Source organism: Cohaesibacter sp. CAU 1516 (assembly GCF_005771485.1).
Taxonomy (GTDB): domain Bacteria; phylum Pseudomonadota; class Alphaproteobacteria; order Rhizobiales; family Cohaesibacteraceae; genus Cohaesibacter; species Cohaesibacter intestini.
On the sequence record NZ_VANT01000001.1, the window covers coordinates 50,064 to 74,095 of the forward strand.

Consider the following 24,032-nt stretch of genomic DNA (forward strand, 5'->3'; position numbering starts at 1 on the left):
AGAGTGTTCATGGGTTATTTGAAGCAAGTCCCGAGCAAGGACGGATATTTTGGTGACTTTGGCGGCTCATTCATTCCGCCACAGCTGGAACCGCATTTCAAGGAAATCGCCGCCGCCTATGAGCGCCTCGCTGTTGATAGCTCCTATATTGCGGAACTGCGCTATATTCGCAAGCATTTCCAAGGCCGACCAACACCGGTGCAGCATGCCAAGAATCTGTCCGAGAAAATGGGCGGGGCACAAATTTATCTCAAGCGTGAAGACTTGAACCATACAGGGGCCCATAAGCTCAATCACTGTATGGGCGAAGCCTTGCTTGCCAAATTTATGGGCAAGAAAAAGCTGATTGCTGAAACCGGCGCTGGCCAGCATGGGGTGGCTCTGGCGACGGCGGCAGCCTATTTCGGTATGGAATGCGAAATCCATATGGGTGAAGTCGATATCGCCAAGGAGCATCCCAATGTGATCCGCATGAAGCTTTTGGGCGCACAGGTGGTGCCAGTGAGCTTTGGGGGTAAAACGCTGAAAGAAGCGGTCGATAGTGCCTTCATGTCCTATCTGGAACAGGCGGAAGATGCCATTTACGCCATCGGATCTGTGGTCGGGCCACATCCTTTCCCGAAAATGGTGCGAGACTTCCAGTCTGTTGTCGGCTTTGAGGCACGGGACCAATTCTTCGAGATGACCGGCAATAATCCTGATCATGTGATGGCTTGTGTTGGTGGCGGGTCAAACGCCATGGGACTGTTTTCCGGTTTCATCGACAATGACGAGGTTCAGCTGCACGGGGTCGAGCCGCATGGCACGGGTACCGAGCTTGGCAAACATGCCGCAACCATCACCTATGGCAAACCGGGCATGATCCATGGGTTCAAATGCCTTGTGCTGACCGATGAGGCGGGTGAGCCTGCGCCGGTTCATTCCATTGCTTCTGGTCTTGATTATCCGGGTGTTGGGCCGGAACATTCCTATTTGCATACCATCGGCAAGGTCCAATATGGCTCGGCCAGTGATGATGAAACCCTGCGTGCTTTCTACGCTCTGGGCAAATATGAAGGCATCATTCCGGCGCTTGAAAGCTCACACGCGGTTGCCTATGCCATGCGGATGGCGCCGGATCTGCCCGGGGAGAGCATTCTGGTCAATCTGTCCGGTCGTGGCGACAAGGACATCGATTATGTGACCGAGAAGTTCGGCTTCGGCGAAGATTTTGAGCTATAATCCAGAGCGGTTGCGTGATTGGGAAAGCGGCCCTCATGAGGGCCGTTTTTTGTTTTCTGTGGCTGTGAGGGCTATGGTGCGGGAGCTGAGCCCGCTTGGTGATTGCGATCCTCTCTCCGGCTCGCTTTGCGAAAAATACAAATAGGCGTTGATTTTTGAAACAAACGCTATTGTCTCCCCTCCATGGAATGGTCTAAACAGGTTTGGACCAATGCGTAGCCTTCCTGATCCCCGTGCAAGGCTCGACCATCTCACCGACATATCCGGACGGTTCCGAGACTCGTCCTGAAGGAAAGACTACCATGCCAGATTATCGTTCCAAGACTTCGACCCATGGCCGCAACATGGCTGGCGCGCGCGCTCTTTGGCGGGCGACCGGTGTTGGCAATACGGATTTCGGCAAGCCGATCATCGCGGTCTGCAACTCCTTCACCCAGTTCGTACCGGGTCATGTGCATCTGAAAGATCTGGGGCAGATGGTAGCGCGTGAAATCGAGGCAGCGGGTGGCATTGCCAAGGAAATGAACACCATCGCGGTGGATGACGGCATCGCCATGGGCCATGACGGCATGCTCTATTCCCTGCCATCACGCGAGATCATCGCGGACTCGGTGGAATATATGGCCAATGCCCATTGCGCCGATGCGCTTGTTTGCATTTCCAACTGTGACAAGATCACCCCGGGCATGCTGATGGCCGCGATGCGCCTCAATATTCCGGCGGTCTTTGTCTCCGGTGGTCCGATGGAAGCGGGCCGCGCGGAAGGCATTGACCATGGTCTCGATCTGGTTGACGCGATTGTCATGGGTACAGATCCGACCGTGTCGGACGAAATGGTCCAGAAGGTTGAGGAAGAAGCCTGCCCGACCTGTGGCTCCTGCTCGGGCATGTTCACGGCCAACTCGATGAACTGTCTGGCCGAAGCCCTTGGTCTGGCCCTGCCGGGCAACGGCACCATTGTCGCAACCCATGCAGATCGCAAGGAACTGTTCCTGAAAGCCGCCCGCACGGCGGTTGATCTGTGCAAGCGCTATTATCAGGACGAAGATGAAAGCGTTCTGCCGCGCAATGTCGCCAGTTTCAAGGCGTTTGAGAATGCGATGACGCTCGACATCGCGATGGGTGGATCGACCAACACGGTGTTGCATATTCTCGCCATGGCGCGGGAAGGGGAAATCGACTTCACCATGGCCGACATCGACCGCCTGTCACGCTCCGTGCCATCGGTCTGCAAGCTGGCGCCAATGACCCAGAATTATCATATTGAAGATTGTCACCGGGCGGGCGGTATCATGGCCATTCTGGGCGAGTTGGACCGTGCTGGACTGATGCATCGGGATTGCTCGACCGTTCATCTGCCGACGCTCGGCGATGCGATCGATGCCTATGACATCATGCGTTCGCCGACGGCCGAGGTGGAACAGCTTTACAAGGCGGCACCGGGCGGGGTGCGCACGACGGAGGCCTTCTCGCAGGCCAAGCGTTACAAAGAGCTGGATCGTGACCGCGAAAGCGGCTGTATCCGCAACAAGGCCCATGCCTATAGTCAGGATGGCGGCCTTGCGGTCCTGTCCGGCAACATTGCCGAAGATGGCTGCATCGTGAAGACGGCAGGGGTTGATGAGAGCATTCTGAAATTCTCTGGCCCGGCCCATATTTTTGAAAGTCAGGATGATGCGGTGAAAGGCATCACCAAAGGCCATGTGAAGGCCGGTGAAGTGGTTGTCATCCGTTATGAAGGGCCAAGCGGCGGTCCGGGCATGCAGGAAATGCTCTATCCAACCTCTTATTTGAAAGCCATGGGGTTGGGCAAAGCATGCGCCTTGATCACCGACGGGCGCTTCTCTGGTGGCACGTCCGGCCTGTCCATCGGTCACGCCTCGCCTGAGGCGGCATCGGGCGGTGCGATTGCCCTGATCGAGCAGGGTGACATGATCGAGATCGACATTCCGAACCGCACCATCAATGTCGCCATTTCGGATGCAGAGCTGCAGGCCCGTCGCGATGCGATGAATGCAAGGCCTGATGGTGGCTGGAAACCGGTTGAGAAACGGGATCGGATTGTGTCCCGCTCGCTCGAAGCCTATGGCCTGATGGCCACCTCGGCCGACAAGGGCGCTGTGCGCGACATCTCCAATCTCAAGCGGATCGACTAGAGATATTTTGCTTGTGTGACGACATTTTGGACCCGGCCTTGCACCAGTGAGGCCGGGTTTTCTTATCCCACTGGCACCAATTGCAGCCGGACAAAGGCCTCGGTCGTTGAGGTGAAAACCAGTTGAATACAAGCATTGCCGAATAGCAATTTGCCACCCACGCGAATGGTGGCTGAAATCGCATAGATGTTGCCACGCCGGATGGCATGGTGATTGTAGTTGAGGCTGAAAGCGTGGGGCAGGCGGTGAATGTCGCTGATGCTCTCATTGCATAAAATGATGAGCGGCGCGTCTATGTCCGAGAGGTCAAGCAATCGCACCTCCAGCTTCGCCCCGTCAGGCAAAGCCACGGGGGTGGCGGTGACCACTTCGCCCTGCAATTCACCATTGAGGATCTTGTCGAGAATGGCGTCTGCCTCATCGACCTCGTTGGGCAGGGAAAAGGGGCCAAAAGGAATGGCTGGTTCGCATGGGATGCGATCCGAGATGATGCGCTTTGGCGTGGATTGTTCTGAAAGGGCCATGGGTCACTCCAGATAGACATGCATTTGACTTGCCTGTCAGTCTGGCGATCAATTGCGGCGGGAAATCTGAGGTGAATTGGGTCATTTCAGGGTCATTTTGTGGCAACCCGAATGCGTCGGGGCCTGTCAGTGAGGTGGCTGGTGAGAAGAGGATACGCCAGCCCTGCCTGTAGGGTCGGCGTATCCAATGGCATTGGTGTGGTCCGCGACCTATTCGGAATCGCTTATGCCGGTATAGGCGTCGTTCTTGGTGATCCTGATCAACGCCTGCTCCTGAGCGAAGGCCAGATACTCAAATTCGATACCGAATTTTTCACTGGCCTGATTGAGAGCCAGAAACTCGCCATTGCGCCAGTTCGGATAGCCGTGATGCTCATCGAGAATGATCAGGGCGCCGGGGCGAATGACTGAGGCCATTTCTTCCAGAATATAGTGGGCCGATTCATAGGTGTCGCTATCGATATGGATCAGATCCGGTACAGCGTCGATTTCTTCAAGGAATCCGGGAAGTGTATCCTGAAACCAACCGTCGATCAGGCGCACATTGCTTTCAACGGTCGGATGATTGCCTTGCATGGACAGGCGACCTGCCTCGATCATGCCTTTCCAGTCTTCCTTCAGACCAACAAAGCTGTCAAAGCCGTGCCAGATGTAATCGGGTGTGCGTTGGGCCATATAATTGACCGATACACCTTTATAGACACCAAATTCGATGGCCATCATGCTCTGACGGTCGAGCTTGCTGATGGCATATTTCCAAAGTGGCTCTTTGGCACCATATAGCAGCGCATTGTTCAAATGTGGCTCGATGAACTCGACAGAATCGAGAACGGCCCGCTCCCATGCCAGATGATAGATATTGAGCTGATAGGGAGCCTTGCGCAGCTCCTCTTACTTCATGATTTCCAGTTGGTCGCGCGTCACTTCCATGTGTCAAAGCCTTTGCCGTTGCTGCTGTTGCCATAGATTAAATTTGATTCTGGCGCGAAACCAAAGCCTGTTTGTGTAGTATTCCAGCAGCAAAGGGGCGAATGAAGGGACGTATGAAAGCTGCTGGCGGGATGCAGTGGAGCGACATGTCACGTCTGTTCATTGAAATCACTGCAGCTTCATGCCTCCTCTGCCGCTTGCAGTGGGGCCATGGCAAAACAAGGGCATGCCTGATGATTGCATTGTCGGATGGCCGATTTATACTCCTCGTCTCAATCAGGGCGAGGAGAATGAGCAAGATGGCCAAGCAGTTTGAAACCCTCAACGAGAAGCTGGCAAATTTTATTTCCAAACAGCATATCTTCTTCACCGCATCTGCGACGGCGGATAGCAGGATCAATGTTTCACCCCGCGAAATCGGGGCTTTCAGGGTGGTTGACGAGTCTTGCGTTCTCTATCTCGATCGAACCGGAAGCGGCAATGAAACCTCAGCGCACCTGCTGGCTGATGGCAGGTTGACGATCATGTTCTGTGCCTTTTCCGGTGCGCCGAATATCTTGCGGCTCTATGGCAAGGGCGAGGTGATCGGATGGCACGAGGATGAGTTCAAAGCCCTGATTGACCAGCATTTTGACGGGGAGGTCCCCCTTGGAGCCAGAAAAATTGTCAGACTGTCGATCGACCTGGTGCAGACATCCTGCGGCTATGGTGTCCCGCTGTTCGACCATCAGGGGGAACGCCCGTCGCTGATCAACTGGGCCGAGAATAAGGGGCCTGAAGGCATCAAGGCTTATTGGCAGGAAAAGAATCTCGAAAGCATGGACGGCCTGCCAACCGGGCTTGAGATCCCGGCTGATTGAGGCTGCCATTCAATGACAGCCTCTTTGGGCGCCACGCAGGGGCGCTGACTGGCCACGCTTGATGCTGATCATTCGCCGGTTTGCACCAGCTCCCTTGTTTTCATGAAGGTGATGTCCGGGTTGCGCTCCTTGGTATAGTCGAGCTCCCACTGGCTCTTGGCAAGGAAGACCGGGCTGCCTTCTCGGTCGCGGACAATGTTGGAGGCATTGGCCGTGAGGAAGGTTTTCATCTTGGCTTCATCAGCGCATTTCACCCAGACGGCCATATTGTAGGACAAAGGCTCGAAGTCGATATCGACGCCATATTCGGCCTTGGCGCGGGATTTGATCACGTCCAGCTGCAGGATACCGACCAGGCCAATGATCCAGTTGGAGCCGATATTGGGTTTGAAGACCTGTGTCAGGCCTTCTTCGGCCAGATCCTCCAGCGCCCGGCGCAGCTGTTTGACCTTGGAGGTATCCGGCAGACGGACGCGGCGCAGGATTTCCGGCGCGAAGGCCGGCAGGCCGGTAAACTGGAAGGTTTCGCCTTCGGTGAAGGTGTCACCCACCCGGATGGTGCCATGGTTGGGGATGCCGATCACGTCGCCCGGACCTGCGCCATGCACCACTTCGCGGTCCTGAGCAAAGAACATGATCGGGCTGTGAACCATGACATCCTTGCCGGTGCGGACCTGCTTGAGCTTCATGCCACGCTTGAAGTCGCCAGCGCAAATGCGCATGAAGGCAACACGGTCGCGGTGGTTGGAATCCATGTTGGCCTGCACCTTGAAAACAAAGCCGGAGACTTTCTTCTCGTCTGGCGTCACGATGCGCTCGGTGGTCGGGGCCGGGCGCGGGGAAGGGGCGATCTCTGCGATCAGATCGAGCAGGGCGGTCGGGCCGAAATCCTTCAGCGCCGAGCCAAAGATGACCGGCGACAAATGGCCTTCGCGGTAGCTCTCCAGATCAAATTCGGTATAACCGACCTCGGCCAACTCGATCATTTCGCGGCATTCTTCGAGCAACTGTCCATCGACCAGCGCGTCGAGCTTTTCGTCATGGATGCCGGAAGTCTCGACCACCTTGTCAAAGGCATCGCCCTTGGTGCTGGCGGTGTAATATTCGCCATTGGTGATGTTGAAGCAGCCATGGAATTGGGAGCCTGAGCCGATGGGCAGAACCATCGGGGATACATCGAGCGCCAGCGTTTCCTGAATCTCGTCCATCAGCTCGAACGGATCCTTGGCCTCCCGGTCGCATTTGTTGACCAAGGTGATGATCGGGATATCACGCAGGCGGCAGACCTCAAACAGCTTGCGGGTCTGAGTTTCGATCCCCTTGGAGGCATCGATCACCATGATGGCGCTGTCGACCGCCGTCAGGGTTCGGTAGGTATCTTCGGAAAAGTCTTCGTGGCCCGGTGTATCGAGCAAGTTGAAGATCAGGTCGTGATGCTCAAAGGTCATGACCGACGAGGTGACCGAAATGCCGCGTTCCTGTTCGATCTTCATCCAGTCGGACTTGGCGCGCCTTTTCTCGCCGCGGGCCTTGACCTGCCCGGCCATGCGGATGGCGCCGCCGAAATAGAGCAGTTTTTCCGTCAGTGTGGTCTTACCGGCATCGGGGTGCGAGATGATCGCGAAGGTGCGGCGTTTGTCGTGGCTTGCTTGCGCAGTATTGGCGGACATGGTCGTCTTTCAGCTTTTAGACGCGATCAGCAATTGTGCGATCTGCGGCAAAATTATGTTGGGCGGACCATAGGGGAGATGGATGCGGATTTCCAGAGGAAAAACCATGTCTAAATAGGCTGGCTGAGTGCAGAGATGCCGCGATTGCTCCCCATATATGCATCAGGGAATGCTGCTTGCTCCTGTCAGCATATTCTTCACTTCACTCGCGAAGAATGTCTCGAAGGAGCCCAAGGTGACTGATGCTGCACAATGGACTGATGGCGGCAATATGAAGAAAATGGAACTTGTTAAGTCTCTTTACGTCAGGCTGATTGTCAGACGTTAGAACGGAATTTCGTCATCAAGGTCTTCTTGTTCCTTTTTCGTCACCTCTACGTCGCCCCTAATTACTTTAAAACCAGCGGATGGGTTGTTCGTGACCATCTGTCTGCGAGCGAATCTCTTGGCGAGATCTGTAAAGGGCTCCTCCGCGCCAAGCTGTCGCATGAACCCCAACTCAATGTAGTAACTGGTGAGTTTCTCGAGGGTATTGTGGCTGATCTTGAAGCTCTTTGTGGTGTCCTTGTTTGAGGTTTCTGCGGCCAACGCAGAGCCAATCTTCACACTGCTATCGTCATCGTCAACGTAGTAGGAATAGTGACCGTCCCAATCGCTTTGTTTCCACTCTAGATTGGTGAAAAAGTGGGGAAAGACTGCGATCCAGCTACACCGGATCGTCACGTGGCTCCCGTAGCCAGCATAGCCGCCATAGCCAGAATTTGACATGTTCGGAATGAGGTCGATGTCCAATTCGTCATCATGCGCAGGAAGGTCCGGTAATGGCAGATCTATCTCTAACTCGCCCAGAGCATCACGGAACTTTGCGTTCTCCTTGCGTACCTCGTTCAACTCTTCAAGTGTCTCACGGCTGGAAATCTGATCCCCACGAACCCAACCTACGCGTGGTTGCGTCGCTTTGGAATAGTCGAGAGCTTCGCGAACAGCCAACTTCAGTCCATCGATTGTATTCCAAGACTTCCGCAGGCGTCCGTCTGAGGCTTCGTGGATGAAGCGGTCCAGATCTGCCTTGCCCTTCTCAGTTTTCTCGCTCTTGTCTACAGCTATGGAACCACGGTCGCTATGGACCATTACCAACACGGGGACACCCTTCGAAACCGCGTAGCGATATTCCTTCTCGGTGTAGCTCATGCCATCTTCAGCTATTGTACCGTAACGGCCCGCGATAATGAGTACGTAGTAGTCGCAAAGATCAATTAGCGATTTTATGAACGTGAACTGATCTAAATCCGCAGCCGGAAAGGACTCCATCTGGACAGGAAAATCACCGGTGCTGATGACCACGTCTTGCACGGCACGACGCTCTTCTCTCAAATCTTCGAACGTTGAACTGATAAAAACTTGATACCGTTTCTCGTGTGACGCCATTGCGTGAATTCCTTGCTGTAGGTCTCAAACTTCTGGACTGGCGAAGTTGATCCAAGCCTCTATTGCTCGGAAAGTCTACAAGGCTGCTGTGCAGTTAGGTTAGGTGCATTACCAAGGTCTGGTTCGGACTGATAGCAGTCATTGTATGAGGCAAGTTGAACGCCAGCAAGGTCCGCATACCGCCCATTGGTGCCATTTGTGATAAAAGCTTGCCGTCCCTTGTCTTGAGGCTTGTGCTCTCAGCCATCACCCATTTCCTCTTGCAGGATTTCCAACTCAAGCCATTTTTCTTCGGCCTTGGCGAGCAATTCTTCCTGTGCTTCTAGGGCTTTGGCGGCCTTGTTGAAGGTTTCCGGGTCTTTGGCGAAAAGCTCTGGGTCTTCGAGGCGGCTGCGTAGGCGGGTGATCTTGGCTTCGATCTCTTCCATCTTGGCAGGCAGAGTTTCAAGCAGATGTTTGTCTTTGAAGGTCAGCCCCTTTTGCTGTTTGGGCTGCTGGGGCTTTTCCTTGGCAACGGATTTGTCCTCAGCCCTGACGCCTTTTTCCTTCTTGGCTGACTTGCGGGCCGCGATCCCTTCGCCACGCTGGGCGACCATGTCACTATAGCCGCCGGCATATTCCGTCCAGCGGCCATCGCCTTCGGCAAACAGGGTGGTTGAGCATATGCGATCGATAAAGTCTCGGTCATGGCTGACCAGCAGGACGGTGCCGGAATAGTCATTGAGCACTTCCTGCAGCAGATCGAGGGTTTCAAGGTCCAGATCGTTGGTCGGTTCGTCAAGGACGAGGAAGTTGGAGGGCTTGGCGAGGGCCCGCGCCAGCATCAGGCGACCCCGTTCGCCGCCCGAGAGGACCGAAATCGGGCTGCGCGCCTGTTCGGGACGGAACAGGAAGTCCTTCATATAGCCAACCACGTGACGGGACGTGTCCCCCACCTGTACCATGTCACCGCTATGGGTGGTCAGTGCTTCTTTCAGGGTCCAGTTTGGGTTGAGGCTTTCGCGTTTCTGGTCGAGGGTCACCATTTGCAAATTGGTGCCGAGCTTGACCTCGCCCCGGTCTGGCTGAAGGCCTTCGGTCAACAGATTGATCAGGGTCGACTTGCCTGCTCCGTTGGGGCCGACAATGCCGATCCGGTCGCCGCGCAGGATCTCGATGGAGAAATCCTTGACAATGTCGCGGTCCCCATAGCGTTTGGCGATCTGCTTGGCCTTGATCACTGACTTGCCGGAGCTATCGCCCTCGGAGGCGTTCAGTTTGACATCGCCTTGGGGGCGGTTTTGCGCCATATGCTGTTTCTTGGAGCGCAGATTGTGCAACTCTCCAAGACGGCGGACATTGCGCTTGCGGCGGGCGGTGACGCCATAGCGGATCCAGTCTTCTTCGGCGAGGATCTTTTGCTTGAGCTTCTGCTCCTCGACCTGTTCCTGTTCGAAGATTTCGTCCCGCCACGCTTCGAAATGGGCGAAGCCACGGGAGGACCGGCGGGCAGTGCCGCGATCGATCCAGACCGTGTTGCGGGTCAGATTTTCCAAAAAGCGCCGATCGTGGCTGATGATCACCTTGGCCGACCGCATCTGTTTCAGCTCGCTTTCGAGCCATTCGATGGCAGGCAGATCAAGATGGTTGGTGGGCTCATCGAGCAGCAGAATGTCCGGCTCCGGAGCCAGCACGCGTGCGAGTGCTGCCCGTCTGGCTTCCCCGCCGGAAATGTCGGACGGCTTTTCCTTGCCGGTCATGCCCAGCTCATCAAGCAGATACTGGGCGCGATAATGATCGTCGCCCGGGGCAAGGCCTTCCTCGACATATTCCAGCACCGTGGCATAGGCAGACAGGTCCGGCTCCTGCGGCAGATAGCGCAACGTGGTGCCGGGCTGGAAGAAACGCTCGCCGTGATCAGGCTCGACAAGGGCAGCTGCGATCTTCAATAGGGTGGATTTGCCCGATCCATTGCGCCCCACCAGCGCGATGGCATCATCTTCATGCACCGCAAGTTCTGCGCCCGATAGCAGAGCCTGACCGCCAATGGCGAGGTGGATGTCCTGAATATGCAGAAGAGGAGGGGCCATGATGTTGTCTTTTGGTTGTTCGCGGGTGCGATGCCTGCAGAATTGGTGACCCTGCCTTTACCGAATGTGGAAAGTAATGACAAGTCCAATAGGCACTTGCTGCCTTGTGGGCTCGGCCGTCGTTGCAAGGGACGCAGCAGATTTTTTCCGCCAGTGATATGCGCAGACACTGTCAGAGTGGCTGTTCAGAGAAGCGGGAGTCAGGGGGCGGTTTTCTTGTCTTCACCGGGTTTGCGCATCTGCTTGATGCGGTCGGTGAGAGAGAAGACCTGCTCCCAAGGATTTTGGGCTGGGGTCGCCGCCTCGATATTGGCGGTGGAGGTGGCAGACGCAGATGCGTCAGGGGAGGAATCGGCCTTGGCCTCTGCCTGATCCGCCTTTTGATCGTCACTCTGGCCCGTCGTCTTGCCGTTGGATTGGCCAGTCGCCGGATGATCATCCCCGGAGGCTGTCATCTCGCTTTCAGAGGGTGCCGTTTTGGGAATGTCCTTCTCAGGTCCCTTGGCTGCTTTTTCGATGCTTGCGTCGGCCTGTTTCAGGAGGGATGGAATGGGTGATTTGGCCCCTTCCTGTCTGGCTGCCATTTCGGTGATGATCGCTGCCATCGACTTCATCTGGTTGCGCAGGGCAATCTCGCCTGAGGTCAGGGGAGTGTCGCTGAGTCTGGTACTGTCTTTGCCAGCCTCTTTGTCTGCTTGCTTCTTCACTTTGCGGTCCAGACGGTCGATGATCTGGTGGGCCGCTTTCAATGTGCTTTCCAGATCCGCCTTCTCCTGCTTGAGCGTGGCGATGATTGTGTCCTGTTCGTCAGATGCGCTTGTGTCGGGCTCAACCTTTTTCTGGTCTTCCAGTTGGCCGGACAGGCTGGCAATCTTGGCTTCTGCTTCCGCCCGGCGTGCTTCGGATTCCTCAAGGCGTTCAGCGGAATCATCAACCGTTGCGTTGCTCTGCTCCAATGCCCGTTCCAGACGGCGCGTGAGCGTGTCGATTTCACTGTCCTTGTCGGCCAGCTCTGATTGCAGGGCATCGATCTTTGTTTGCTGCTTGTCCTGCCGTTCCTTGAGATGCTCGTAGTCGGAGCTTTTCTGTGCCAGCAATCCCTTTGTCTCGGCCAGAAGATCGGATTCCTTGGTCAGTTTGGCATTGAGCTCGTTGATTTCCTGCTTGTCGGATTCGATGCGGGCCATCTGGGCGGCCAGTTCGATTTTCTGCTCGTTGATATGGTTTTCACGCTCATCGATCGTCTCTTGCAGGGCCGCCTTGGTGTCGGCAAAGTCCTGCTCGATGTCGGCTTTGGCCTCTTCAAGCGTTGCGATGTCCGTCCGTGCGCCTGCCAGTTCTTCGGCGGTGGCTTGCCGCTTGGCCTCTGTGTCGGCAGTGGCCTGTTTCTGGTTTGCCAACGCAGTCTGCAGGTCTTCAATCTCCGCAAGGCGCTCGGTGATGGTCTGATCGCGACTTGCAAGCTTTTGGTTGAGATTGTCAATCTTCAGGGTTTGGTTGGATACCTCCTCATGGCGGGTCTCAGCCAAGACCTCAAGGCGGCGCAACTCAATCGCCTGTTCGGCGCGTTGCATGTCCTTCTCGGCCTGCAATTCGCCATAACTGATCGGCATCTCCGCAGTGATGCGCTTTTCGGTCAAACGGACTGCACGTCGCCAGATCATGGGCAGCGCCAGCAACACCAGCAAAAGAGTGCCAACCACTCCTAGCGATATATACAATGCGATGGCAATCACGGCGCCCAATTCCTTGTTTCTGTGCGGCTTCTATCCAGCTTTTGGCAGACTACAACAGTTAGCAGTCAATCCGGATGAGTGAAATACAAAAAAGCATCACGCGCGTACATTTTGCCGGACATTTGCGAATTTGCCCGACAAAACCCTGCCAATCTGCCTCTCACTGGTTGAGGCGATATGCGCCGCATCCTGTCGTCTTGCTATCCGGGAGGCCGTTTAGAACGGGTTCCAGGTTGGCTTGCGGGTGAATTTCAGATAGCCGACATTGACCCCCAGACGGGCGCCGACACCAGAGCGGATTGGTAGGATATATTTCCTGCTCTCGGTTGCCAACACCGTGAAACCGAGACCGCCAACCAGATAGGCAGAGCCGTTCACGCCACCCCAACGACGAAAGACATAGTCGACGCTTGGAATGTTGTAGACCAGCATCATGGTGCGGTTGCCATCGGCTCCGAGGTCCCAGCCGATCGAGGGACCTTGCCAGAAGATCTTGTGGGCCCCCATATTCTTGGTGTGCAGCATGCCTTCGCCGAACCGGCCGCCGACAATCATCGCGCCGCTGCCTTCTTCACCCAGTATGTAGCCGTTAGGTAGGCCGAAGCGGGAAATGGCCTTCTCGACCAGCGAGGCCAGCTCACCGGTGACGCCGCCGAAAAAGACGTGGCCTGCATTGACGATTTCATCGGCTGAGTAATGATTATCGTTTGGCGCGCTTTGCGCCCGGGCCTGCATTGGCGTCGTAATCGAGACGGTGAGAAGGGCGACCAGCAACAGTGTGGTGCGCCAGAAATGAGCCATCAGGGGCAAAGTCTTATGAGGCATTGCATCTTTTCCTTTGAATCATCGCATCTAAAGAGTGTGACCCTCACAACAATGTGCCAAACCGGTGTTGGTTCCAGAACGGGCAGCAGGAGCGATCATTTCTATGCCTGTCGGCTCTGAGGCGCGGCAAGCTTTTGTTTACCATACGGGTGGGATCTCGCTTAATTATTAACGAAATGATTATGGCCACCAGATTAGTCTGGATTGTGAAGAAATGATGGTCATTTCGGGTTTTGCCCGCTCCGTACCAGTCAAGCCACTCATGGGGCTTGGGTGAAAGATGGAGGGGAAATCCGTTTGTGTGATGGCAGAATGGACAGGACGATGAAGACCGCTAGGAATATGTTCTGCTATGCAAGGGGTTTTATTGGCCTGACCGTCATGAGCTTGTGCCTGCTGACAGGGTTTTGGGTCACGGAAGCGATGGCCACGGCGCAATCGCGGCGCGTGGTGACAGACTCCTTCTCCGGCTATGCCATTTACGGATATGATCCGGTGGCCTATTTCACAGATCATGCAGCCAAGCGTGGCAAACGAGAGTATGAATTTGTCTGGAATGGGGTGAGTTGGCTGTTCGAAACGCGCGCCAATCTTGAAGTCTTCAAGGCTGACCCGGACGTGTATGCGCCCGCTTATGGGGGACATGGCGCCCTGGCCATGGCACGCGGATATGCGGCGGGGTGCAATCCCACGGTCTGGGCGCTTTACGGAGACCGCCTGTTTCTGTTCTACACCCACACATCCCGTGCGGCCTGGGCCGAAGCGGTTGAGGCCCATATTCGCAAATCTGACGAGGTCTGGACCGTGCTGGAAGGCACCTTGTCGCGCTAGACAAGCTGCAGTGCAGCACGACTGGCCTGTGGACCGGCCATCTTTCCCGTGAAACTCCTCGGTTGCGGCAAGTCCGGTCTTGGCAGGGGACCTGCTTGAAGGTAATCCTCATAAAAGGAATTTTGGTCTGATTCGCGCCGGTTGCGGATCGACGCGCCCTTTGAAGCGCAAGTCGCTTGCGGTCTGTCTTCTGTCCAGATGATCAGAGACGGCAAAAGTGGTGAAGGGTGTGACAGCTTTCGAGGATGCAATGACTGGTATCGACACGCTTTCTTCCATGGACCTTGCCGCGCTGCTTTGTAGCCGCGTTTGCCATGATATTATCAATCCGGTTGGTGCAATCGCCAATGGTCTGGAAGTGCTTGAGGAAGACAATGGCGAGGAAATGCGAACCTTCGCCATGGAACTAATCGTTAAGAGCACCAGAACGGCCTCGGCAAAGCTGCAATTTGCCCGTCTGGCCTTTGGTGCTGCCGGATCCGCCGGGGCCGAAATTGATACTGGAGATGCGGAAAGCGTTGCCCGCAATTTCATGGCAGGCGAGAAAGCAGATCTGGAATGGCAAGGCACCCGTGTCCTGATGCCAAAGAATTTGGTCAAACTCTTGCTGAATCTGGTCCTGATCGGTGGGTCCACCATTCCACGGGGCGGGGTGATTAACGTGTCTTTGGAAGGGGATGCTCGCTATCCGACCTTCCGTCTGGTGTGCGAAGGCAAGCATGCGCGCATTCCCGCGCAGCTGGATCGTCTGCTGCGTGGTCGTCCTGCGGATGATCAGGGCATCGATTCCCATTCAATCCAGCCTTACTATACCGGCCTGCTCGCCCGCGAAAGCAAAATGGATCTGTCATTTGATTGGAAAGATGACGTGATTACCATTGAGGCCAAACCCGTTCACATTCCCAGCCCTGATGAAATGATCGGGGTGGCCCAGCCATCTGAAACGATTGGTTAGCGGGTAGAATTTCGCAGTAAAATACGCCTTAAGATGGTTAAAGGGTCAGCATAGTCTGGCCCTTTTTCTTATTATTTTTCCGTGCTTTATGGTGAAATACCAACAGGTTATAGGCTTATCTCTAAAGTTTATGAAATTAAGTGATTTGTTTCAGTCTAAATTAACAGTTTAGGCCGACACTGAGGCGGAATAGCTGTATTTAAGGGCTGGTTTCCGCCAAAAATCAGGGTTTTAGGCCATGGATGATCTGTTACGCGAATTTATCGAGGAAACGAACGAGAGCCTTGACGTCGTAGACGTTGAGCTGGTGAAGTTCGAGCAAGAACCGAACAATGCTCAGATTCTCGATAATATTTTCCGACTTGTGCATACCATCAAGGGAACCTGCGGGTTCCTCGGACTGCCGCGGTTGGAAAGCCTGGCACATGCCGCAGAGACGTTGATGGGCAAGTTCAGGGACGGCGCGCCGGTTACGGGAGAATCCGTGTCGGTGATCTTGTTGTCGCTGGATCGTATTAAAGAAATCATGAGCGAGCTTGAAGCGAACGAGGCGGAACCGGATGGCTCGGATGAGGATCTGATCGATCAGTTGGATCGACTGGCAGGGGTTGGCAAATATGTCGGCCAGTCCACTGCAGTGGATGCCGCTGAGCCAGCGGAAGACGCCGTAAGCGATACAACTCCTGTTGAAGCGTCAGCAGCTGAAGAAGGCAAGGACAATGCGCCGGTTGAAGTCTATCAGGTGCTTGAGCGCGAGTTGAAAGCGGGCGAGGTGTCGCTGGATGACTTGGAGCGGGCTTTCCGCGAAGCAGACGGCCCTGATGGTTTTGACGTCGCCCAAAGCGCCAAGGAAGCCGCAGAGGAAGCCGTTGCTGATGCCGCTTCGATGAAGCGTCATGGTAAGATGCCCGCTGCCAAGGCACCTGAAAAGCCGGTTGCTGCCAAGAAGAAGCAAGAGCCGAAGGCTGCTGACAAGGAAACCAAGTCTGTTGCCAATCAGTCGATCCGCGTCAATGTGGAGACGCTGGAGCATCTGATGACGATGGTGTCCGAGCTGGTGCTGACCCGCAACCAGTTGCTGGAAATTGTCCGTCGCCACGAAGATTCCGAGTTCAAGGTGCCTCTGCAGCGTCTGTCCAATGTGACAGTGGAATTGCAGGAAGGGGTCATGAAGACCCGGATGCAGCCGATCGGCAATGCCTGGCAGAAGCTGCCGCGTATCGTACGCGATCTGGCCAACGACCTGCACAAGGATATCGATCTGGTGATGGTCGGTCAGGATACCGAACTTGACCGTCAAGTTCTGGAACTGATCAAGGATCCGCTCACCCACATGGTGCGCAACTCCGCTGACCATGGTCTTGAAACCTCCGACGAGCGTGTCGCGATGGGCAAGCCTGTCAAAGGCACCATCAAGCTGTCCGCTTATCACGAAGGTGGCCATATCATCATCGACATTGAAGATGATGGTCGCGGCATCAACACCGAGAAGGTGAAGGAAAAGATCCTCAAGTCCGAGCTGGCGACCGAAGCCGAGCTCGACAAGATGTCCGAACAGCAGATCAACAAATTCATCTTTGCTGCTGGCTTCTCGACCGCCGAGAAGGTGACCAATGTCTCAGGTCGCGGCGTTGGCATGGATGTCGTGCGCAACAATATCGAAGTGATCGGTGGCTCGGTTGACCTGAAGTCGGTGCCTGGCAAGGGGTCGATCTTCTCGATCAAGATCCCGCTGACGCTGGCCATTGTTTCGACCTTGCTGGTCGAAGCGTCCGGCGACCGGTTCGCAATCCCTCAGCTGTCCGTTGTTGAGTTGGTGCGTGTCCAGAACAATTCCGAGCACAAGATCGAGCGGATCAAGGACACGCCTGTTCTGCGCTTGCGCAACAAGCTGCTGCCACTCATTCACCTGAGCAATCTGCTCGGGATCGAAGAGAAATCCGAAGAAGAACTCAAGCTGGATGACAATGGCTTTATTGTTGTCATGCAGGTCGGGGCACAGACCTTCGGCGTCGTGGTCGATGCGGTCTTCCATACCGAGGAAATCGTCGTCAAGCCGATGGCCTCCATGCTGCGGCACCTGACCATGTTCTCCGGCAACACCATTCTGGGTGACGGGTCGGTGATCATGATCCTCGATCCGAATGGCGTCGCACAGGCCTTTGGCAGCCATGTTGGAACCGATATGGAAACCAACAAAGAACAGGCTGAGAAGGAAGCCCTGCCGGAAGAGAAGAATACCGTTTCGCTGTTGATCTTCCGTGCCGGCTCCGCAGAACCAAAGGCGGTTCCGCTGTCGCTCGTCACGCGTCTGGAGGAATTCGAAATCGAGAAGATCGAATTCTCCAATGGTCGCGACATGGTGCAGTATCGTGGTGCCCTGATGCCACTGGTTCAGGTCAACGACTTCGTTCAGCGCCGGACCGAGGGATCCCAGCCGATGCTGGTCTTCTCCGATGCCGGTCGTTCGATGGGCCTGGTGGTCGATGAGATCGTCGATATTGTCGACGAGCAGCTCAATATTGAGGTGTCGTCCGAAGTTCCGGGTATCCTGGGTACAGCCGTCATCAAGGGCAAGGCGACCGAGATCATCGATGTCGGCCACTTCCTGCCACAGGCCTTCGAGGACTGGTTCCATCGCAAGGAAATGGGCATCGAGGACGTGGTGGCCAAGAAACTGCTCTTCGTCGACGACTCGAGCTTCTTCCGCAATATGCTCGGCCCTGTCTTCAAGGCAGCTGGTTATGAAGTGACCATTTGTGCGAGTGGCAAGGAAACCCTCGCCGTACTTGAACGGGATCCGAGCTACGAAATCGTCGTCTCCGATATCGAAATGCCGGAAATGAATGGCTTCGAGCTTTGCGAGGCTATCCGTCGCCAACCGGCAACCCGTGATATTCCGATCATCGCCCTGTCATCGCTCTGCACGCCAGCTGCGATCGAACGGGGACGTCAGGCAGGCTTTAACGACTATGTGGCGAAATTCGATCGTCCGGGTCTGATTGCTTCTCTGAAAGAACAGCATATTGAACTGGGAGCTGCAGCATGACCGAGCAGTTTGTAAACGACGCTGAAGTCGAAAACATGGATGAAACCATCCAGTATGTCACCATCTACATTTCCGAACAATTGTTCGGCCTGCCGATCAGCCGGGTCCATGATGTGTTCGTGCCGGAATCCGTGACACGGGTTCCGCTGTCCCAGACAGAAATCGCTGGGGTTCTGAACCTGCGTGGGCGGATCGTTACGGCCATCGACATGCGCAGGCGGTTGGGGATTCGTCCTCTGGAAAAACAGTCCAGCATGATGGCGATCGGTATCGAGTTCAAGGAAGAATCCTATGGTCTGATCATCGACTCTGTCGGTGAAGTTCTGGATTTGAGTGAGAATAGCCGCGAAGCTGTTCCCAGCAATCTGGATCAACGCTGGGCGAGCATCGCTGCCGGGGTCCATCGGCTCGAAAATGACCTGATGGTTATTCTGGATGTCGATAAGGTGCTCGGTGAAATGGTTACAACCACCACTGTCGCGGCTTAATTGCTGAGATAAAGGTGTCTCTGGAGAGTGAATATGAAGACGTGTCTGGTTGTCGACGATTCCAGCGTTATCCGCAAAGTGGCGCGGCGGATTCTCGAAGATCTCGATTTCGAGATTTTGGAAGCAGAAGATGGCAGGGCGGCGCTGGATAGCTGCGCTGGCAACATGCCTGATGCTGTTCTGCTGGATTGGAATATGCCTGTCATGGACGGCATGGATTTTCTGGTCGAGTTGCGCAAACTCGAACGCGGCTCTGACCCGAAAGTGATTTTCTGTACCACGGAAAATGACGTTGCGCATATTGCCAAAGCCATCCGCGCGGGTGCCAACGAATATATCATGAAGCCGTTTGATCGAGAAATCGTTGAAGCAAAATTGCAGGAAGTCGGACTGATCTGATCCTGCTTTTTGGTCCCTTATGAAAGTTGAATAACATGGGTCTGATGTCCGCAACCGTTCCGGCTGCCAAGGCTGCATCGCGTCAAATCAAGGTGATGATTGTTGACGATTCTGTGGTTATTCGCGGATTGATCAGTCGCTGGGTCGAGGAAGATCCCGCTCTGGAACTGGTCGGATCGCACCGCAATGGTCGCCTCGCGGTTGAAAATATTGCCAAGAGCAAACCGGACATCGTCGTTCTCGATATCGAAATGCCGGATATGGACGGCCTGACAGCTCTGCCACTGTTGTTGCGTGGCTGTCCTTCCACCAAAATCATCATGGCGTCGACATTGACGCGCCGCAATGCCGAAATCAGCTTGCGCGCTCTGTCGCTGGGGGCAACCGACTATGTGCCCAAGCCGGAATCGAACAGTGAAATTACAACGTCCAAGAGCTTCCGCAATGAGTTGGTCGACAAGATCAAGGCGATTGGCGGCATCGAGGACGGCACTGCACCGACCTTCCGCGCGTCCCGCGGTGGCGCACCTGTCGCAAGGGCAGGGGGGGCACGGGCACTGCAAAGTCGCAAAACGCTTGCAAGTGAAGGCCCAAGACCGTCTGCTGCTGCGGCGACACCTCGAGCTGCTGCGCCGGTGGCTGGGGCCAATGGCATCGCCTTGCGCAAGCTTGGATCCGCGCGGCCGCGTGCCTTGCTGATTGGTAGCTCTACGGGAGGGCCACAGGCACTCGAGAAGCTGCTGCAAGAAATTGGCCCGCAAATGCGGTCCGTCCCTATTCTGATCACCCAGCACATGCCCGCCACTTTCACCGCTATTTTGGCGGACCATCTGGCGCGTGCTTCCGGCATGCCTTCCGCTGAGGCCAAGGATGGCGAAGTGGTGCAGAACGGGCATATCTATGTGGCGCCGGGCGGCAAGCACATGAAACTTGTCAAACAGGCCGGGCAAGCGGTCGTCAAATTGACCGATGAGCCGCCTGTCAATTTTTGTAAACCTGCCGTTGATCCATTGTTCGAGACCGCCGCCACCGTTTATGGGTCGGCTACTCTGGCAGTGATTTTGACCGGTATGGGACATGATGGCACTGCAGGTGCTCAGTTTATTGTCGATGCGGGTGGCAGTGTTCTGGCTCAGGATCAGGCGACCAGTGTTGTTTGGGGTATGCCGGGTGCGGCCGCGAATGCCGGTGTCTGTGCGGCGGTTCTGCCTCTCAACCAGATTGGCTCCAAAGTATTGCGAATTTTCAAAGGGGAGCGATAATGACACCACAAGACTATGCTTTCTTGCAGGGCTTTTTGAAACAAAAGTCCGGACTTGTGCTCTCTGAAGACAAGCAATATCTGATTGAAAGCCGTCTCATGCCTGTCGCGCGCAAAGCCGGGCTTGGGACCATTGCTGATTTGATCGTCAAGCTGCGGTCTTCAGGAGATCGCGCCTTGCAGACGGCGGTCGTCGAGGCGATGACCACCAACGAGTCCTTCTTCTTTCGCGACAAAACACCCTTTGAGCATTTCGTCGAAACGATCATTCCGCATTTGGTGCAAAATCGCCAGCGGGGCCGCGTGCGGATCTGGTGCGCGGCTGCGTCAACCGGGCAGGAGCCTTATTCTCTGGCCATGTGCCTGAAGGAAAATGCTGCCAAGCTTGGTGGTTTGAGCTTCGAGATCATTGGTACCGATATTTCCCATGAAGTGCTGGAGAAGGCCAAAGCTGGCTTTTATACCCAGTTTGAGGTACAGCGCGGGCTGCCGGTGCAGTTGTTGCTTAAATATTTCAAGCAGCATGGTGAAATGTGGCAGATCTCTCCGGAGATCCGTTCGATGGTCAGCTATCGTCACTTCAATCTGCTCGAAAGCTTTGCCTCGATGGGTCAGTTTGACGTGATTTTCTGCCGTAACGTGTTGATCTATTTCGATCAGGCAACCAAAACCGATATCATGAACCGTCTCGCCAAGCAGATGCCAAATGATGGCTATCTATTGCTCGGTGCTGCTGAAACCGTGGTTGGATTGACGACCTCTTTCCAGTCGGTGCCTGGCAAACGTGGCCTTTATACCAATGCTGCTGGTGCGCAGACTGGCTCTGCCGGTGGATTTGGTCAGCGGGCGCTTGCTGCCGGTGGTAGCCTTTCAGCCCAGTCTTCGGGTGCTGCGCCGGGCGCGGGTGCATCGACTTTTTCCGCCTCACGCTTTTCAAGCATCAATGGCGGTCGGAAGTAACCCAAGCCACTATCTGACAAGAATTCAAAAAGCCGTTCCCCTCAAGGGAGCGGTTTTTTGCTTGGCGTGCTGCAATCTATGCCGAGGAGGGAAGATGGCGGCTGCCGATAAGGTCGAGCCAGGGGAGTTAGGCAAAAAAAAAGTCGCCCTTTTGCAAAGGCGGCTTTTAAGGAATAGGGGAGCATTGCCAGTTTCGGGCCGTGTCAGGAGCGGGATTTGGTCGCCCTTCCTGACAGGGACTGTCCGAAGTTAGGCGCTTTCTCGCATTCCATCTTCATCTGGTTCGCGCAGAACATAGCCGCGGCCCCATACCGTTTCGATATAGTTGCGGCCGCCGGTCGCGGTTGCGAGCTTCTTGCGCAGTTTACAGATGAATACGTCGATGATTTTCAGTTCTGGCTCGTCCATGCCACCATAAAGATGGTTGAGGAACATTTCCTTGGTCAGCGTGGTGCCTTTGCGCAAGGAAAGCAGTTCGAGCATCTGATATTCTTTGCCGGTCAGGTGGACGCGCTGGCCCTGAACTTCGACAGTTTTGGTGTCGAGATTGACCGTCAATTCGCCGGTATTGATGACCGACTGGGCATGGCCCTTGGAGCGGCGGACGATCGCATGGATACGTGCCACCAGCTCATCCTTGTGGAATGGCTTGGTCATATAGTCGTCAGCGCCAAATCCAAGGCCACGAACCTTGTCTTCAATGCCTGCCAGGCCAGAAAGGATGAGAATAGGAGTCTTGACCTTGGAGACGCGCAAAGTGCGGAGCACTTCATAGCCGCTCATGTCTGGCAAGTTCAGATCCAGAAGAATAATGTCGTAGTCGTACAATTTGCCGAGGTCGACGCCTTCCTCACCAAGATCGGTGGTATAGACATTGAAACTCTCGGACTTGAGCATCAACTCGATGCTCTGTGCTGTGGCGCTATCGTCCTCAATTAGCAAAACTCGCATGCCAATCCCCTTTGTTTGCCTTTCCTGGGCTCGGAGCAACCTGCCTTTCTGGCGATTGCTTAGGACCAAATTTCATCCCAGTTGTTAAGGCTAGTCCATAATGGTTAACAAATCCTGATTCCATCGTGCAAGCCTCGTCTCGTAACTTTACAAAAAAAATGCTATCTCGTTGATTCCTAGGAAATCTTTTCCTACCAGCTTTCTTAATGTTTTACTTTAAGAAACATTCTTAAGTGATTCACGAGACTCAGCTACGCAAGCGATTACCCAGCTGGGAAATATTTGCCGGTCAAAATCCCTCGAGATAATAATTAACCAATCGGGTAAACGAATCATTACCATGCAGTAGAATCATTAAAGGCTTAGCAATGGTCCAGGAACTTATCGGTAAGGTAGATGACATCTCGCCCAGACACGCCTATGGCCGCGTGACGTCGATTCAGGGGCATCTGGTCGAGGTGGCCGGTCCGCTGTTCGAAATGAGCGTGGGCTCGATGCTGACAATTCATGCCGATGGACGGGAGCCTGCCAAGTGCGAAGTGGTTGGCTTTTCGACCGATCGGGCCCTGTGTTTGCCTTTCTCTGAGCTTGATGGCATTCGTCTTGGCTGCCGAGCCGTGCTCAACGGTCCTGCGGTGATCCGACCCACCAAGGCGTGGTTGGGACGGATGATCAATGCCCATGGGGAGCCGATTGATGGCAAGGGCCCCTTGCCCCGCGGCCACCATGCGGTGCCGCTGCGACGCAAGCCACCCGCCGCGCATAAGCGGACCCGGGTCGGCGGGCCGATGGATCTGGGGGTCAGGGCGCTCAATACCTTCATTACTCTTTGTCAGGGCCAGCGCATGGGCATCTTTGCTGGCTCCGGTGTTGGCAAGTCGGTGCTGCTTTCGATGTTGGCGCGCAACGCCAGTTCCGAGGTCAATGTGATTGGCCTGATCGGGGAACGCGGGCGCGAGGTGCAGGAGTTTGTCGAGGATGATCTGGGCGAGGAGGGGCTGAAACGCTCCATCGTCGTGGTGGCCACTTCGGATGAAATGGCCTTGATGCGGCGGCAGGCTGCCTATCTGACTTTGGCATTGGCCGAGTATTTTCGCGAAGATGGTAAACAGGTTCTTTGTATGATGGACTCGGTCACCCGTTTTGCTCAGGCGCAGCGGGAGATTGGCTTGGCTGCCGGCGAACCCCCCACCTCTAAGGGCTATACCCCCACAGTCTTCGCAGAACTGCCAAAACTTCTGGAAAGAGCCGGTCCGGGCGAAAAAAATGAGGGAGCCGTTACAGGTCTTTTTACTGTTTTGGTGGAAGGTGATAACCACAATGAACCCGTTGCTGATGCCGTCCGGGGTATTTTGGATGGACATATCGTCATGGAACGGGCCATTGCCGAGAGGGGAAGGTACCCGGCGATAAACATTTTGAAATCTGTTTCGCGTACACTTCCCAACGCTGCCGATCCGGCCTTCTGGCCCAGTGTGTTGAAGGCCCGGCAGCATATGGCGACCTATTCGGATATGGAAGAGTTGATCCGATTGGGAGCCTACAGGCAGGGAAGCGATCCAAGTGTGGATCTGGCCATCGCTCTTCATGAGCCTCTGGAAGCATTTCTCTCTCAAGGAAAGGGAGAGGCGACCAGCTTGGAAGAGGGATACCAAAGGCTGGAAGCCATCGTTGGGGCGCGGTCAGAACAGGGCAATACGGGGCTTTAAGGAGTATTGA

Annotated in this window: 19 protein-coding genes; 11 read left to right on the top strand and 8 right to left on the bottom strand. The window is 55.1% G+C overall.

All coding sequences use genetic code 11. The features are described from left to right. Window positions 1–9 precede the first annotated feature (9 nt). Complete coding sequence (trpB, locus tag FDK21_RS00235) at window positions 10–1,221, top strand: tryptophan synthase subunit beta (RefSeq protein ID WP_114010641.1); 1,212 nt, start codon at window positions 10–12, stop codon at window positions 1,219–1,221. Between the two features lie 302 nt (window positions 1,222–1,523). Further along, window positions 1,524–3,377 carry a dihydroxy-acid dehydratase gene (gene ilvD, locus FDK21_RS00240; RefSeq protein ID WP_138147116.1) on the top strand — a complete coding sequence of 618 codons (1,854 nt, stop codon included), beginning with the start codon at window positions 1,524–1,526 and terminating at the stop codon, window positions 3,375–3,377. Between the two features lie 62 nt (window positions 3,378–3,439). Here ilvD and FDK21_RS00245 read toward each other — a convergent pair whose 3' ends face one another. Next, window positions 3,440–3,901, bottom strand: a complete 462-nt coding sequence (locus FDK21_RS00245; protein ID WP_138147117.1) for a YbaY family lipoprotein — start codon at window positions 3,899–3,901, stop codon at window positions 3,440–3,442. Between the two features lie 210 nt (window positions 3,902–4,111). Then, a complete protein-coding gene (locus tag FDK21_RS00250) occupies window positions 4,112–4,699 on the bottom strand; it encodes a class I SAM-dependent methyltransferase (protein WP_138147118.1) in 588 nt (195 codons plus the stop codon). 431 nt (window positions 4,700–5,130) lie between these two features. Between FDK21_RS00250 and FDK21_RS00255 the strand changes: the two genes are divergently transcribed. Beyond that, on the top strand, window positions 5,131–5,691 hold the full coding sequence (locus tag FDK21_RS00255) for a pyridoxamine 5'-phosphate oxidase family protein (RefSeq protein WP_138147119.1): 561 nt from the start codon (window positions 5,131–5,133) through the stop codon (window positions 5,689–5,691). A gap of 68 nt (window positions 5,692–5,759) precedes the next feature. Here FDK21_RS00255 and FDK21_RS00260 read toward each other — a convergent pair whose 3' ends face one another. The 5 genes from FDK21_RS00260 to FDK21_RS00280 all read right to left on the bottom strand — a co-directional run bounded on the left by FDK21_RS00260 (window position 5,760) and on the right by FDK21_RS00280 (window position 13,329). Beyond that, complete coding sequence (locus FDK21_RS00260; RefSeq protein WP_114010645.1) at window positions 5,760–7,361, bottom strand: peptide chain release factor 3; 1,602 nt, start codon at window positions 7,359–7,361, stop codon at window positions 5,760–5,762. 324 nt (window positions 7,362–7,685) lie between these two features. Further along, entirely contained in the window at window positions 7,686–8,789 is a 1,104-nt protein-coding gene (locus FDK21_RS00265; RefSeq protein WP_138147120.1) for a DUF4062 domain-containing protein, read from the bottom strand. Window positions 8,790–9,028: 239 nt separating this feature from the next. Next, the gene (locus FDK21_RS00270; protein ID WP_138147121.1) at window positions 9,029–10,858 is read right to left on the bottom strand and encodes an ABC-F family ATP-binding cassette domain-containing protein; all 1,830 of its coding nucleotides are present in this window, start codon (window positions 10,856–10,858) and stop codon (window positions 9,029–9,031) included. A 200-nt stretch (window positions 10,859–11,058) separates the two neighbouring features. Beyond that, window positions 11,059–12,594: a hypothetical protein gene (locus FDK21_RS00275; protein WP_138147122.1), complete on the bottom strand. Its 1,536-nt coding sequence runs from the start codon at window positions 12,592–12,594 to the stop codon at window positions 11,059–11,061. Between the two features lie 216 nt (window positions 12,595–12,810). Then, window positions 12,811–13,329: a DUF1134 domain-containing protein gene (locus tag FDK21_RS00280; protein WP_245418514.1), complete on the bottom strand. Its 519-nt coding sequence runs from the start codon at window positions 13,327–13,329 to the stop codon at window positions 12,811–12,813. A gap of 513 nt (window positions 13,330–13,842) precedes the next feature. Between FDK21_RS00280 and FDK21_RS00285 the strand changes: the two genes are divergently transcribed. The 7 genes from FDK21_RS00285 (at window position 13,843) to FDK21_RS00315 (ending at window position 21,362) form a co-directional block, all read left to right on the top strand. Beyond that, the gene (locus tag FDK21_RS00285) at window positions 13,843–14,250 is read left to right on the top strand and encodes a YHS domain-containing (seleno)protein (protein WP_171021886.1); all 408 of its coding nucleotides are present in this window, start codon (window positions 13,843–13,845) and stop codon (window positions 14,248–14,250) included. 250 nt (window positions 14,251–14,500) lie between these two features. Next, entirely contained in the window at window positions 14,501–15,205 is a 705-nt protein-coding gene (locus tag FDK21_RS00290) for a histidine phosphotransferase family protein (RefSeq protein ID WP_114010850.1), read from the top strand. Window positions 15,206–15,443: 238 nt separating this feature from the next. Further along, window positions 15,444–18,254, top strand: coding sequence for a chemotaxis protein CheW (locus tag FDK21_RS00295; RefSeq protein WP_138147124.1), 2,811 nt, complete (start codon window positions 15,444–15,446; stop codon window positions 18,252–18,254). Continuing rightward, the gene (locus FDK21_RS00300; RefSeq protein WP_114010653.1) at window positions 18,251–18,742 is read left to right on the top strand and encodes a chemotaxis protein CheW; all 492 of its coding nucleotides are present in this window, start codon (window positions 18,251–18,253) and stop codon (window positions 18,740–18,742) included. The genes FDK21_RS00295 and FDK21_RS00300 overlap by 4 nt, the downstream gene beginning before the upstream one ends. A gap of 33 nt (window positions 18,743–18,775) precedes the next feature. Next, a complete protein-coding gene (locus FDK21_RS00305) occupies window positions 18,776–19,141 on the top strand; it encodes a response regulator (RefSeq protein WP_114010654.1) in 366 nt (121 codons plus the stop codon). 35 nt (window positions 19,142–19,176) lie between these two features. Continuing rightward, on the top strand, window positions 19,177–20,403 hold the full coding sequence (locus FDK21_RS00310) for a chemotaxis response regulator protein-glutamate methylesterase (RefSeq protein WP_138147125.1): 1,227 nt from the start codon (window positions 19,177–19,179) through the stop codon (window positions 20,401–20,403). Further along, entirely contained in the window at window positions 20,403–21,362 is a 960-nt protein-coding gene (locus FDK21_RS00315; RefSeq protein WP_138147126.1) for a protein-glutamate O-methyltransferase CheR, read from the top strand. The genes FDK21_RS00310 and FDK21_RS00315 overlap by 1 nt, the downstream gene beginning before the upstream one ends. Before the next feature lie 249 nt (window positions 21,363–21,611). On the opposite strand, the gene FDK21_RS00320 is transcribed toward FDK21_RS00315, so the two are convergent. Further along, window positions 21,612–22,313, bottom strand: a complete 702-nt coding sequence (locus FDK21_RS00320; protein ID WP_114010658.1) for a response regulator transcription factor CtrA — start codon at window positions 22,311–22,313, stop codon at window positions 21,612–21,614. Window positions 22,314–22,681: 368 nt separating this feature from the next. Between FDK21_RS00320 and fliI the strand changes: the two genes are divergently transcribed. Then, entirely contained in the window at window positions 22,682–24,022 is a 1,341-nt protein-coding gene (gene fliI / locus FDK21_RS00325) for a flagellar protein export ATPase FliI (protein ID WP_114010659.1), read from the top strand. The last annotated feature ends 10 nt before the right edge of the window (window positions 24,023–24,032 follow it).

Excerpts from the sequence above, each read along its gene's own strand:
- FDK21_RS00265 (WP_138147120.1), bottom strand. The coding sequence starts at position 8,789 with ATGGCGTCACACGAGAAACGGTATCAAGTTTTTATCAGTTCAACGTTC.
- ilvD (WP_138147116.1), top strand. The coding sequence starts at position 1,524 with ATGCCAGATTATCGTTCCAAGACTTCGACCCATGGCCGCAACATGGCT.
- FDK21_RS00305 (WP_114010654.1), top strand. The coding sequence starts at position 18,776 with ATGAAGACGTGTCTGGTTGTCGACGATTCCAGCGTTATCCGCAAAGTG.
- FDK21_RS00290 (WP_114010850.1), top strand. The coding sequence starts at position 14,501 with ATGACTGGTATCGACACGCTTTCTTCCATGGACCTTGCCGCGCTGCTT.
- FDK21_RS00245 (WP_138147117.1), bottom strand. The coding sequence starts at position 3,901 with ATGGCCCTTTCAGAACAATCCACGCCAAAGCGCATCATCTCGGATCGC.
- FDK21_RS00270 (WP_138147121.1), bottom strand. The coding sequence starts at position 10,858 with ATGGCCCCTCCTCTTCTGCATATTCAGGACATCCACCTCGCCATTGGC.
- FDK21_RS00315 (WP_138147126.1), top strand. The coding sequence starts at position 20,403 with ATGACACCACAAGACTATGCTTTCTTGCAGGGCTTTTTGAAACAAAAG.
- FDK21_RS00285 (WP_171021886.1), top strand. The coding sequence starts at position 13,843 with ATGGCCACGGCGCAATCGCGGCGCGTGGTGACAGACTCCTTCTCCGGC.
- trpB (WP_114010641.1), top strand. The coding sequence starts at position 10 with ATGGGTTATTTGAAGCAAGTCCCGAGCAAGGACGGATATTTTGGTGAC.
- FDK21_RS00320 (WP_114010658.1), bottom strand. The coding sequence starts at position 22,313 with ATGCGAGTTTTGCTAATTGAGGACGATAGCGCCACAGCACAGAGCATC.
- FDK21_RS00280 (WP_245418514.1), bottom strand. The coding sequence starts at position 13,329 with ATGCAGGCCCGGGCGCAAAGCGCGCCAAACGATAATCATTACTCAGCC.
- FDK21_RS00295 (WP_138147124.1), top strand. The coding sequence starts at position 15,444 with ATGGATGATCTGTTACGCGAATTTATCGAGGAAACGAACGAGAGCCTT.
- FDK21_RS00310 (WP_138147125.1), top strand. The coding sequence starts at position 19,177 with ATGGGTCTGATGTCCGCAACCGTTCCGGCTGCCAAGGCTGCATCGCGT.
- fliI (WP_114010659.1), top strand. The coding sequence starts at position 22,682 with ATGGTCCAGGAACTTATCGGTAAGGTAGATGACATCTCGCCCAGACAC.
- FDK21_RS00255 (WP_138147119.1), top strand. The coding sequence starts at position 5,131 with ATGGCCAAGCAGTTTGAAACCCTCAACGAGAAGCTGGCAAATTTTATT.
- FDK21_RS00260 (WP_114010645.1), bottom strand. The coding sequence starts at position 7,361 with ATGTCCGCCAATACTGCGCAAGCAAGCCACGACAAACGCCGCACCTTC.
- FDK21_RS00300 (WP_114010653.1), top strand. The coding sequence starts at position 18,251 with ATGACCGAGCAGTTTGTAAACGACGCTGAAGTCGAAAACATGGATGAA.